Origin of the sequence: Methanosarcina horonobensis HB-1 = JCM 15518 (assembly GCF_000970285.1) — an archaeon.
In the GTDB taxonomy this organism is placed as follows: Archaea; Halobacteriota; Methanosarcinia; order Methanosarcinales; family Methanosarcinaceae; genus Methanosarcina; species Methanosarcina horonobensis.
On the sequence record NZ_CP009516.1, the window covers coordinates 225,432 to 238,424 of the forward strand.

The 12,993-nt window shown below is 32.1% G+C and carries 9 protein-coding genes; 8 read left to right on the forward strand and 1 reads right to left on the reverse strand.

What is annotated here, in order from left to right:
- The first annotated feature begins 18 nt into the window (after window positions 1–18).
- On the forward strand, window positions 19–1,158 hold the full coding sequence (locus MSHOH_RS00990; protein WP_048136742.1) for a glycosyltransferase family 4 protein: 1,140 nt from the start codon (window positions 19–21) through the stop codon (window positions 1,156–1,158).
- Window positions 1,148–3,370 carry a DUF2206 domain-containing protein gene (locus tag MSHOH_RS00995; RefSeq protein ID WP_048136743.1) on the forward strand — a complete coding sequence of 741 codons (2,223 nt, stop codon included), beginning with the start codon at window positions 1,148–1,150 and terminating at the stop codon, window positions 3,368–3,370. Before MSHOH_RS00990 ends, MSHOH_RS00995 begins: the two co-directional genes overlap by 11 nt.
- Window positions 3,371–3,386: 16 nt before the next feature.
- Here the strand turns inward: MSHOH_RS00995 and MSHOH_RS01000 are convergent, their stop codons facing one another.
- Window positions 3,387–4,673, reverse strand: coding sequence for an oligosaccharide flippase family protein (locus MSHOH_RS01000; protein WP_239451135.1), 1,287 nt, complete (start codon window positions 4,671–4,673; stop codon window positions 3,387–3,389).
- 1,217 nt (window positions 4,674–5,890) lie between these two features.
- On the opposite strand from MSHOH_RS01000, the gene MSHOH_RS01005 reads away from it, so the two are divergent.
- From MSHOH_RS01005 to MSHOH_RS01030, 6 genes are all read left to right on the forward strand, one after another.
- A complete protein-coding gene (locus tag MSHOH_RS01005) occupies window positions 5,891–6,283 on the forward strand; it encodes a hypothetical protein (protein ID WP_204245371.1) in 393 nt (130 codons plus the stop codon).
- A gap of 419 nt (window positions 6,284–6,702) precedes the next feature.
- Window positions 6,703–7,674, forward strand: a complete 972-nt coding sequence (locus tag MSHOH_RS01010) for a glycosyltransferase family 2 protein (protein WP_048136744.1) — start codon at window positions 6,703–6,705, stop codon at window positions 7,672–7,674.
- 204 nt (window positions 7,675–7,878) lie between these two features.
- On the forward strand, window positions 7,879–8,895 hold the full coding sequence (locus MSHOH_RS01015) for a DUF354 domain-containing protein (RefSeq protein ID WP_048136745.1): 1,017 nt from the start codon (window positions 7,879–7,881) through the stop codon (window positions 8,893–8,895).
- Between the two features lie 50 nt (window positions 8,896–8,945).
- Complete coding sequence (locus MSHOH_RS01020) at window positions 8,946–9,818, forward strand: glycosyltransferase family 2 protein (RefSeq protein WP_048136746.1); 873 nt, start codon at window positions 8,946–8,948, stop codon at window positions 9,816–9,818.
- 61 nt (window positions 9,819–9,879) lie between these two features.
- Window positions 9,880–11,688 carry a hypothetical protein gene (locus tag MSHOH_RS24170; protein WP_048136747.1) on the forward strand — a complete coding sequence of 603 codons (1,809 nt, stop codon included), beginning with the start codon at window positions 9,880–9,882 and terminating at the stop codon, window positions 11,686–11,688.
- Window positions 11,657–12,865, forward strand: coding sequence for a glycosyltransferase family 4 protein (locus MSHOH_RS01030; RefSeq protein ID WP_048136748.1), 1,209 nt, complete (start codon window positions 11,657–11,659; stop codon window positions 12,863–12,865). The genes MSHOH_RS24170 and MSHOH_RS01030 overlap by 32 nt, the downstream gene beginning before the upstream one ends.
- The last annotated feature ends 128 nt before the right edge of the window (window positions 12,866–12,993 follow it).

Here is a 12,993-nt window from a genome sequence, read left to right on the forward strand (position 1 = left end):
TATACGAGGAATATTGTCATGTTAAATTCCGACTTAACAGCTAATAATTCAATAAAAAATAGCATTTCAGAACTTATCCAAGAAATGTCTCATAAATCCCAAGAAGTTAAAAAAATTGCTATCTGCATATCCATATTTTCAAGGTATGAAGGCGCTAGTAGATCAGCAGAAAATCAAGCAAAAGAACTGTCTGAACGTGGATATTCTGTAACTATTTTTACATTCTTCTCTAATATCTCTTCTGATGATTTTAAGATTAATATTATTAAACCAGTTATTCCTATAAACGATAATTTTCTGAATCTAATATATCGAGGACTTTTTCCTTTTAATGTAATAGATTTAGTTCGATTTATTCCAAAATTTAAAGATTTTGACTTTATCATAATTCATCATAACACTTTCTCAATTTTAAGCTATTTTGCCCAAAAAATATATGGTACTAAAGTAATATTTTACAACCATCACATCGCAGACGGATTTGAGTCTAACAAGGAATTTTTTTTTAAGAATATCTACCTAAAATGTGTTACTCCTATTCACTGGAATATTATTAGACAATTTGATCAAGTCGTTTCTGTAAGTTTATATAGCAAAAATTGTCTATTTCAGAAAACATGCTTGGAAAGTGTTGTAATTTATAATAGAATAGACTACAATCGTTTTAGTAATAATTTGGACAAGAATATTGTAAGAGAGCGATATCGAATATTTGATAGTCCATTAATTTTATTTGTTGGAAGAGTTCTTCCACATAAAGGAGTTCACATATTAATTGATGCTTTTAAAATAGTAAAAAACGAAATCCCTAACGCGCAGTTAATTATTGTAGGAAAACACTATGAAAATGATTATTCTAATAAGTTGAAGACAAAAAAGGATAGCTCTATCTTTTTTGTAGAAAATGTTTCAGACGAAGATTTGCCGTTTTATTATGCAGCATGCGATGTTTATGCAACTTGTTCTTTGTTAGAGGGATTCAATATGCCTCTAGTTGAAGCACAAGCTTGCGGAAAACCAGTTGTAGCTTTTAACATTGGACCACACAAAGAAGTTGTAAAAAATGGTTTTTTAGTTAAAGAAAATGATACTAAAGAGTTCGGAAATACGCTAATAAAAGTTATCAATAATATTAGAGGGAACAAGAGTGTACAGTAATCTTGGCTATATCAGAGTAAGTAACCGAAATCTCCTAATTGTGTGTTTGTCCATTCAATTGGCTTTTCTGGGAACTGTTGGATTTGATTTGTTAAATTTAAATATTCCAGTTCTAAGACAACTAATTGGTTTCATATATCTAACATTTATACCTGGATTTTTAATTCTCGAAACACTTAGATTAAATAAATTGAGTTTAATAGAAGTCATTTTATATTCCACAGGTTTAAGTTTATGTTTTTTAATGTTTTTAGGCGTGCTAATAAACTTTTTATTCCCTTTAGTCGGAATTTCTTCCCCACTATCTGATATTCCTCTGATAGTCACAATAAGCTTTGTAGTTATTTTATTATTTATTTTTAATATGTCTACAAAGAGTAATTCTTATTACGAGTTTGAATATAAAAATACTTCCTTTTTATTTATACTTTTTTTATTGTTAATTCCTTTTTTAGCAATTTTTGGAACATTGTTGGTTAATTTCTATCAAAATAACTTATTATTAATGATATCAATTCTAATAATCATTGGAGTAGTGATTTTTCTTGTTTTTAAGGATTCTATCTCTAAAAATGTTTACCCATTATCTATTTATGTCATTTCTATTTTCTTGTTGTATCACTATTCGTTGATATCTATGGATCTATGTGGATGGGATATTAATACAGAATACTATTTTTCAAGACTTACAGTACAAAATTCATTCTGGGATCCGGACTTATCGAATAATGTCAATTCAATGATCAGTATTGGTGTATTAATGCCAGTTTATTCTATCTTGTTGAATCTAGATTTAATTTGGATCTTTAAAATAATATGTCCGCTATTGTTTTCCTTAGTTCCTCTTTGTCTTTATAGCATATACATTAAACAAACAAATGAAAAAGTAGCACTTCTATCAGCTTATTTTTTTGTAACATTGTTTGTTTTTTACACAGAAATGTTATCTTTGGTTAGACAACAAATCGCTGAATTTTTTTTGATATTATTGATTTCTTTGATGGTAAATGGAAATCTCAGTAACTCAAAGAGATCTTTCTTATGTATTATTTTTAGTTTTTCTTTAGTTGTGTCTCACTATGGTTTGAGTTACATATATATGTTCAGTCTTATCTTTTCAGGAATTTTATTATTTATATCTAATAATTTGTGGATAAAAAAACTTAAAAATATGTCTCACTTTATAAATATATTTGCAAGCCCAAAAAAGGTCTTTATCACTCAATCTTATATTTTGCTTTTCGTTGTATTCGCATTGGCGTATTATATATATACCTCAAATTCTTCTGCGTTTTTGTCTCTTACTAGAATGATTAATCACACGTTTAATTCTATATTCACTGATTTTTTAGACCCTGGGAGTCCTTCTGGTTTCAGTCACATAACAAGTAGTTCAATTTCACCACTTTATAATGTCGCTAAATATCTTCACATATTCTCACAATTTCTTATTATTGTAGGAGTTATAACCTCTTTAAAAGAAACCAAGTTTATAAATATCACAACTGAATACAAGTTATTTTCCATTATTTATTTACTTATTTTAGTAGTATCTATCGTCTTCCCTTTTATAGAAATATCTTTCAGTACGTCAAGAATTTATCATATATCTTTAATATTTTTATCCCCCTTTTGTGTTATTGGTGGAATTACGATTATCAAACTTACTTCTAACATACTTAATATTTCTTGGACAGAAAAGCGATTTAAGAATTCACTAAAAATATTATCTATATTCTTTTCCATACTATTATTATTTAATACTAAATTTATTTTTGTAATTGCAAACGAAAGGCCGACGTCAATTCCTCTAGGTCAAGAAAAAATTGATCTGTATGGAGATGAAGATGATATAATTAGTTTTTATTCTCAATATCATCCTGAAACTGAAATTAATGGTGCAAAATGGTTATCACGATATAGAGAACATTCTTTTAATATTTATGCAGATAGAGCTCAAGTGTACAATAAACTTACCAGCTATATAATGCCAAAAGAGTATGGTTTGGTAGAGTTGACAAATGACACAACAATAAATGAGAATGCATATGTTTTTTTAGGTTACTCTAACGTCCATTTTGGATTGATGTTTAATAAAAAATATAGTGAAAAAAGTTGGTACGGTATTAATGAAATTTCTCAAATACTCGATACCTCATTCTTGGTTTATTCAAATAGTGGATCGGGCATATATTATAAGCCAAAAGTATAACTATATATCATAATCTTTAAATCCATTTGTTTTTCCAAACAAGTACTCCTGTAATTACTGTACCAATTCCATAGCTTAATACCCATGCATATCCAATACCAATAAGTCCAAATTTAAGCATAAATATATAACTTGATCCAATAAGGATTAAAAATATAATCCCGCTTAATATCACAATCTCATTAACATCTTTTTGAATCCTTTTTATTGTAATATATATTGAAGTTATGGTCATAAAAATACTTGTAAAGATCATAATTTTTAACAAATCACCACCATTTTCTGAATACGTTTTTCCAAATATGTTTAAAAACCAATCGCTTTCAAAGTAAAGAATAACTAAAGCAGGAATTATGATAGAAAATACAATACTAAATGATTTTATTATCATCTTCTTCAATTCTTTCCCATAACTTCCTTCTACAAGTAGAGACATGCTAATGGATCCTGGTATCATAAAAAGTAAAGAAGCTATAGAAAAAGCGATATAGTAATAGGCGGTTTCTTCTACACCTAGTATGTTCAACACAAGAAGTGGAAGAATATAATTTGGAGCTGTTGTAAACCATACTGCAAGATAATTTCCAACAGAAAAATTAAATGCTTCGTTTAGAAAGGTTTTATCAATTTTAAAGTTCAATTTTATTCCAAAGAGAGCGAGATATATTATTGAGAATATAGATGCAACTATAAATGAAGCTCCTATTGCGTCAAAAATACCTATGGCTTTCAGTTTTATGAATGGAAGAAGAAATAATATCCTAGTACTTACGAAAAGACTTTGAATAAATTGAAGACCAGCTTTGCGAAGCGCAACAAATGAAATTCCTGCAAGAATTGCGAAGGAGTTTGCAGATAGAAATATTAGGTATGTACATGCATTCGATGGAGACTTTAAGAAGTTTAAGTTTGGAGATAGTACATCAATTCCTATGATAAATAATATTCCAAAAACAACTGCAAAAAAAGTTGTAACTATCCAAGATGTATTGAATATACTATTTTTGTCATATTCAGGGAAAAAACGAATAATAGAATAATCTAAACCAAATCTAGAAAACAGGACTATGAGATTCATTGATGAAAGCAACGCTGTTGCAATGCCGACGTCTAGGGGTGAGTAAAACTTTGCAGCTAAAGTCCAGAAGACAAACCCAAAACCTGCGCTCGAAATTGAGTAAAGCATCATAAAAAATGAGTTTTTGAGTAAGGGACTCTTCAAAAAGGTAACTCGGCTATTAGATATGTACTGATTCATAAACAAAAGTCCATTTTTATTTTTTATTGTTCTAAGTTTTAACATTCCAAGTTTTTCTATTATTTATGGATTTTTGATTTAAGATAACTGAAAAGAAGTATTAAGCTCAATTTTCCTATTTTTTTATGCTCTTAAGCATATATCCATTCTCAATTTTTAGTACTTATCCTGCATTAACTTCAAGTTCACGCTAGTTGGAGCTGTAGAATTTTATCCATTCTCAAGACTAATAATGCGAGTCACTTCAAGAAGCCTAATGTTCCAAGGATATCCAAGTTTGCAGTAGTATACCCAGGAGTTTGAAAAGAGACCTACATATGACTCTAGTATACAAGGTTGTAAATTTCTTCAGGCTAAAATTTCTTGATTATTTTGTCTTGTTTGTTGGGATAGCTAGGGTATTCATAACGCATGAAATTTTATCTCTTTGTAGGAGTCTCTACAAAGGCGATCCATTCTTATAAAATCGAATGAAGAAGGTCTTCTTTTAATCCCATGAACATTCCTTTATCAAATAAAAGTTCAGCTAAATAAACTCGAGTATCTATAATTCCTATTTCTATATAACTTTAGGCAATTTTCCACTTCATTACTATTACAGGTTTTAAACGGGTTATGAATGAGCCTATCCCAAAACCAATTTTGTTCCCAAATAGTGAGAGTTTAAAATCATTTTTCATTACTGAGAACTCGGGTGATTATCCCAAATTCGAGATTTGAGACGCAATTTTGAGTTTTGGGGTCAGCTCAATAAGTAAGGATCAGATTTAGTAAACTCCCTTAAATAGTACATGTTGTGATCTCAGCTCTTATGCCGAGAATAATTGATTTTTACATTCTTAAGCACCTTTGTCGGGATTTCTCTAACTTTCTTAAGTTTTAATGAATTACACTTTGCAGTTATTTAAGTTATTTGATTCATATTTATACTTTACCCGTTTTTCTGTTTTTATTCTCTTGCAATTAATATTTTTTTACTGTAACTGAAAAATTCTTATGATGCTTTAATGTAATTTCTCAAATAAAGGCTAGCTTTGAGGTCATCAGAGGTGCGGTATACTTAAAGGTTGAGCTAAATAGTAAATTGGAATCATTATTTGAATGTCTATGCCAATACACGCCTGCGTACTGGCGCATAGGTCAGACTATTCTTGACAAGGCAACGGTCCTGAACTCCGGCGTCGAAATTACCGACTCCCAGAGCGGGTTCTGTGCCTTCTCAGCCTCCAAAAAAGATATTTTCCGCTTCAATGCGAAGGAGGATGGCAATAGAGAGCGAAATGCTTGCAGACGCAGGCAGGTACGGATTAAGGGTAAAAGAGGTGCCCATCGGAGTCAGGTACGATGTCGACGGCTCAACCGAAAATCCGGTACGGCACAGGCTGGCTGTTTTGTTAAAGATTATTAAGGATATAGAACATAACAAACCTCTGTACTCCTTTACTCTACCGGGTTCCATCCTCAGGATGGTAGGGTTATACATGGGGCTCATTTTTTTACGCACTTTTTACCCTGGCAAAGGTCTGGAATTCGGGCCTACTATGCTGATGATCCTGTTAACTCTGGTTGGGGTTTTTATGTTTTTTGCCGGAATTCTTCTGCACTCGATAGCTGGACTAATCACGCATTTAGGGCATTTGAAGCCCGAAAATTAGTTTAAGCAGAAACATTGAGGAAGATTGTTGAGATCGACTCATAAGGATTATTATGTTCTCCATATGGTTAAAAGTTGGTTTGATTTATTTATGCAGTTATAAATGTCTTTTTTGAGGCATATTTCTAATTTAGAATCTATTAATCATTGTATCTATTTCTTGCATGTAGGTAGTTTGAGAGAGGACAATTCTTCATATCTTTCTGGCAATGTGGTCGTTAAGATCTGAGATAAATCAACGAAATTCCATATTTTTTTCTAGCTTTAAATATATATTAATAATATTATTTCTCAAACATTTATACTATTATTTATGTTTAAATAAATTTTTATAGTAGCCTCTACATTACTTTATCAGTATAATGTTAGAGAAATCTGCACTAATAATCTTATTAAACTATTCTGTTTGGGGTAATTCGAATGAATGGTGAACTGCTCATGGGCAAAAGTGCCCGGATATTTATAAAAAAAGAGGAAATTTCAGATGTAAGGGGTACATCTCCTCAAAATGTAACCGTGGTTCTCCCTGCCCTCAACGAGGAAGTATCTATTGGCAGCATAGTGCTTCTTACAAAGTATTTCTCCGACAACGTTATCGTGGTCGATGACGGTAGCACTGATCGCACAGCTGAAATTGCCAGAAATGCAGGAGCTTATGTGGTTGTTCACGAGGTTAATAAAGGCAAAGGTGCAGCTCTCAGGACCGGATTTAAGGCCGCAGCAGACTTCGGTGCGGATATTATAGTTACAATGGATTCTGATGGTCAGCACAACCCTGCAGATATCCCAAAACTTGTAGCCCCCATTATTGACGGTTATGCAGAAATGGTGAATGGTAGCCGTTATCTTAGCCACAGGGATAAAAATACCCCGATTTACCGCCGTGTCGGCCAGACTATTCTTGATACAGCCACAAATATGAATTCCGGCCTCAAGATTACAGATTCTCAGAGTGGTTTTCGCGCTTTTGCAGCTTCAACAAAAGATATCTTTCGCTTCAGTGCACAGGGTATGGCAATAGAGAGTGAAATGCTCGCAGATGCAGGCAAATCGGGCCTCCGCATAAAAGAAGTAGAAATCGGAGTCCGTTATGACGTTGACTGCTCAACCGTAAACCCGATAAAACATGGTTTAGGCGTCCTTGTCATGGTTTTAAAGGATATCGAGTTTTACAGGCCTCTCTATTACTTCACAGCCCCCGGAATTGCTCTTGGAGCAGGCGGTCTGATTATGGGTGCCCATTTTCTGCATGAATTTATTCTTGGTAGAGGGCTGGATTTCGGGCCTACGATGCTTATGATCCTGTTTATCATGATAGGGACTTTTATGGCATTGACCGGAATATTGCTGCATTCGGTGTCTGCGATTATGAGGGAGACGAAGGCGGTTTAAATTTAAGAAAAAATTCTGTATAACAGCAATCATAGGTTGTATTTTTTTGTTATACTCCTTTACAAAGGTGCTCTTTATTTGGACTCTGTGTTTAAGGATTGATTTGTGAATACATGCATGTTACAGCACACTGGGAATTAATAACAACTACGGAATAGTCAGAAATTTAATCTTCACATTTATCTAGCACAAAGGAAAAGAACAATGACCCGAATATGGATAGATATTATAAACCCTTCTCATGCCCTTTTTTTCAACTCATTGATTCCTGAACTATCCTCCCATCAGCTTGATATTACCATAAGAGATAGAGCAGAAACAGTGAAACTATGCAAATCTTTTGGAATAAATGGTCGAGTTATAGGGACAGATTATGTCGATCCTTTGAAAAAATCAGTAAACATGGTTTATAGAACTCTAAAACTCTCTACATCTATACCTAAATTTGATATATCACTTTCCTTTGAGAATGGGATGTGTGTATTCGGTTCAAAAGTTAGAGGAAATCCTTCAATTCTGTTCTGTGACAACGACCTGAAGTTTTCCCAAAAAAAGTCTTTTTTGCAGGATCTGGAATCAGACATAAAGAGCCTTGCAAGTTATGTATTTATTCCCAGGGTTTGTAGAGAAAATTTCAGTATAATGTTTGATGATACTCAATTAATAACATATAACGGATGTAAAGAAGATATCTATATTGCAGATTATATCCCCGATCCCGATTTTCTGGACAAAATTCCTTTCAATGATTTTGTAGTAGTACGTCCGGAAGCACTCGGATCTTTCTATGTTAAAGAAAATAAGACTATCGTACCTGAAATTCTGAAAAGGTTTGAAAAGGAAAATGTTAATGTAATCTATCTTCCCAGAGAAAAAGAAGATATAAAATATGCTGAAGGATGCAAATTTTATACTCCTGATAACCCGCTAAATGGCCTTGACCTTTGTTATTATGCAAATGCGGTACTAACTGGTTCGGGAACACTTGCAAGAGAGGCTGCTTGTATGGGTACTACTTCGATTTCTTTTTTTCCAAGTTCTAAGCTTCTTTCAGTTGACCAATACTTTGTTGATCAGGGTAGAATTCTACATTCCAGGGATGTGAATGAAATTATGGATTACATAAATAAAAATATACAAAATGGCAAAAGGAGAGATCTCAAGAAGTGCAAAGCTATTAAAAAAGATTTTTTATCTAAATTACAAAAAAATCTTAACTAAATATTGAAGACAAGCGATCTATCATTCTATTGTGGTTATTTGTGGTCAACATGTATATTCTTGTTACGCCTGCAAAAAATGAAGCTGAAAACTTACCGGACCTCATTAAATCTATACTCAGTCAAACAGTGAAGCCTAATTTATGGGTTATTGTTGACGATGGTAGTACGGATGCTACTCCTGAAATATTGGCAAATAATGAGTTTGGTGACTGGATCAAAACTATAAGACTTCAACCTCATCCAAGGGATATAACTTTTCATTATAGTTTTGTGTGTAAAAACGGTTTTGATTATGCTATTGATTTTTGTACACAAATGCAAATAGAATATGAATTCATTGGATTAATTGATGCCGATACTCTTCTGGAAAATCAATATTTTGAAAAATTAATCGATGAGTTTAAGACTGATCCGTATATCGGAATCGCTAGTGGTGGTATTTATTATGATAATGAAGGAAAACTCGAATTGGACTCTGTTAACAAGGAGTATCCGAGAGGTACCGGAAGGCTATGGAGAAAAACATGCTTTATGGAAACTGAAGGTTACCTCATTGAACCCTCTCCGGATTCGATTTCAAACATTAAAGCTTTATTAATAGGATGGAAAGTTAAACAATTTAAAAATATAATCGCTATTCAAAAAAGAATGACAAGTAGTGCGGATGGATTGTGGAAAGGGTACAAATCAAACGGATTTATAGCTTACTATTTGAATAAGCATCCGTTACTTGTTTTTCTCAATACGATTTTTTATAGCACCAGAAATCCGTACTATGTTGGAATTCCGTATTTGTACGGATACCTGTTATCTATTATTAAAAGGAAATCTAAAATTAGGGATAAAGAAATTAAGGATTTTTTCTGGAATACCAGGTTAAAAGAATTAATTTCGATTAATATTATCAATATTATTAGATGAAACACTACTAGAACTAAACATTACTAGAACTAAACCGTTTTCTTTGAGTGGGAGATCAAAATTGGCAGATACTATTAAAGAAAGATCGTTTAAACTGACATTGATCTTTTGTTTAGTTTTTACTATCTTAGCATATCTTACAGCCTATCATGCCCCTTCTACAGGTTATGAGTTATCAATATATACCTCAACTCCGGTTCTTACATGGGTTTTTTTACTATTGAGCATTCTTGGTAGTCTATATATAGTTATAACTAATGTCTGTACAAACGAATCTGAAAGAAGTAACTTATGGTTAATAGGTATTTTTATATTATTTATGAACAGGTTATTATTGCTCTACATCCCTTTTATTAGAGGCTACTATACCTGGAACGGAGATAATATTTCTCATATTGGACACATAAAAGATCTCATTTTTACAGGTTTTATTTCTCCAGATAATCCCTATCCTATAACTCATATTTTACTCAGTGAAGTTTTATCTATCTCTGGAATGGAAATTAGTTTCATAATAAATCATAGCACTGCTTTATTATCTGGTTTTTATGTAATTTTCATCTATTTACTTAGTAGAGTCGTCTTCCCTGGCGAGAAAAGAATACATTTATTCTCTATAGCTTCCGTATTAGTAGTCTTATTTGATGGATATAACGTCTATTTAATGCCAAATGGATGGTCTATCTTTTACTTACCTTGTCTTTTCTTTCTTTATTTTAAATCAATTGGAAATAAGTTTTCCTTCCAGTACCGTTTTCTTTTCGCTATTATACTAATTTTATATCCTTTTTTCCATCCGCTTACATCGGTTATAATTATTATTTTGTTATTTATTGATGGAATTACCAGGTTAATTGTGTACTATACGTCAAATAAAAAAATTTTTTCAGGAATTATTAATGAACTTATCCCTTTTAACTCGATATTTATTATGTCAGTAATTTTTGTTCCATGGGTACTATCTTTCAAGATTTTTCATCCCAATTTGAAGAAATTTTATTTAGCGATTACGACCGGGAAAAGTTTTGATGTGATTGCAGACATGAGTAATACTTTAAATAAAATAAATCTTCATGGGTCTGAGTTACTTCTTTATATTTTTAAAGTAATGGGGGATCAAATAATATTTTTAGTTTTATCCATCGTCTCTTCAATTATATTTTTTACGAAATATGATTTTAAAAAATATAATAATTTTACGTCTTTGATCTCAATTACTTTTTTCATTGGATTTTTGTACTTGTCATATTTATTAAACTTACTACCGGGTCTCGAAAATATAGGCTCTGACAGATTGGTATCTTATCTCGTCATTTTTACACCCATTATGGTAGGTTTTATTTTTAATCATTTCACAAATACAAAAGGTATCAGTAGAGCAAATCTAAATGCGTTAATTATTATACTTCTGATAATAATTCCCTCAATTATCGGCCTATTCAGTTTATACCCTTCTCCTTATACTATAAAACCGAATTCACAAGTTACACAGATGGATATCCATGGTGCAAGATGGCTGTTTGTAGGTTGTAATAATTCGGAAATAGAAACTACAGATATCTTAGGCACAACACCAAGATTAGCGGATGGAGTTTTGGGAGTCAGCGAACGTCGTAAAAGATCAATATCTCGTGACTTTATACCTGAGCACTTTAATTATTCTCAACATATGTATCTGGGAAATTCATATATGGGTGATAAATTTTCTATGATTTCCAAACTCGATGAGCGTATTTACATTGATGTGTGGAGTCCCGTTGGGAGATTTAACGAAAAGGATTTTGAGAAGCTTAAAGCTGATTGCACTGTGGATAAAGTCTATTGTAACGGAGAATCTTATGTCTGCTGCATACATGGAAACCAAAAGTGATATTCTTAAAAGTAATATCTCGATTGTAAGAGTTGTATCCAGCTTTTATCCTAAAATAGGGGGTTCGATCACTCATACTATAGAACTAGCTCAAAAAATCAATCCATATCTCACTGACCAATTAATTTTAGCTCCAAAAACTAGTCTGGATTGTTCCGAATTTGACAAAAGCCTGGGAGTTCGTATTCTAAGGATTAAATACCCTGCACTCAAAAAAATCCCTTTAATACCAATGGAACCTTTAATACAAGTTCTATATTCGATCAGTGTATATTCTTCGTTGAGAGCCCTAAAAAAGCCTGATATTATTCATACTCATGATATCTCTCAAGCTGTATATTGCAGTATTGTAGGTAAAATATTTAAAATTCCCGTCGTTGGAATGTTACACGGTTCTACAAGCGCTTATTCTCCTGTCAATGGAATGTACGAGACTATACTTGCTAAACTCTCAAGTCCCAGCCATGCATTTGTTTTAGATGACGGATCTGAAGCTCCTTATAAGTTTAAGAAACTATGGGGAGATAAAGTATCAATTGTATATCATGCAATAGATACGGAGTTATTTAATAAATTACCCACTAACAAAGGTATACTAAAAAAATTAAAGATTGAGAATGCAGAATTTATCGTTCTGTCAACGAGCTCACTGATTACTGTAAAAAATATAGAGCTAGCGATTGAAGCTTTCAAATTATTTTTTGAGTCAGTTAGATCAAATAACATATACTTTTTAATAGCTGGAGATGGGGACCAAAAGACCTTTTTAATTAATTTAGTAAAAAGTTATCAACTGGAAAATAACGTTAAGTTTCTTGGCGAGGTTTCTTCCTCTGAAGTGGTAGAACTTCTATCAATAGCTGACGTAGTCGTAGCAACTAGCTTATATAGTAATATGAATCGGTCAGTTCAAGAAGCAATGTCTTGTGAAAAAGCTGTAATTGCTTTTGATAGTGGAGGGACAGGTAAATTAATCAAACATATGGAAAATGGAATACTGGTAAAAAAGAATGATGTAGCTAACCTTGCAAAAAGTATTCAACTTTTTTATAATTCTCAAGATCTAAAATTCTCAATTGGTACCAGGGCCAGGAATTTCATAATCAGTGAGCGAAGTTGGGATAAACGAATTAAACAAGAGTTAGAAATTTACGATAAGTTATTAACTAGAAAATAACTGTCCGGAGCATCTACTCCATTTATTCTCAATAAAAATCGGGATAAAATTTCTAAAAAAGTATAATCCTCAGATTAAATGTATGAACAGGAATAAAAATTTGATTTTTCTGGCAGGCACATGAATTG

Coding starts and splice junctions, on each gene's coding strand:
- MSHOH_RS00990 (WP_048136742.1), top strand. CDS start 19: ATGTTAAATTCCGACTTAACAGCTAATAATTCAATAAAAAATAGCATT.
- MSHOH_RS01000 (WP_239451135.1), bottom strand. CDS start 4,673: ATGTTAAAACTTAGAACAATAAAAAATAAAAATGGACTTTTGTTTATG.
- MSHOH_RS01005 (WP_204245371.1), top strand. CDS start 5,891: ATGGCAATAGAGAGCGAAATGCTTGCAGACGCAGGCAGGTACGGATTA.
- MSHOH_RS01010 (WP_048136744.1), top strand. CDS start 6,703: ATGAATGGTGAACTGCTCATGGGCAAAAGTGCCCGGATATTTATAAAA.
- MSHOH_RS01015 (WP_048136745.1), top strand. CDS start 7,879: ATGACCCGAATATGGATAGATATTATAAACCCTTCTCATGCCCTTTTT.
- MSHOH_RS01020 (WP_048136746.1), top strand. CDS start 8,946: ATGTATATTCTTGTTACGCCTGCAAAAAATGAAGCTGAAAACTTACCG.
- MSHOH_RS01030 (WP_048136748.1), top strand. CDS start 11,657: ATGTCTGCTGCATACATGGAAACCAAAAGTGATATTCTTAAAAGTAAT.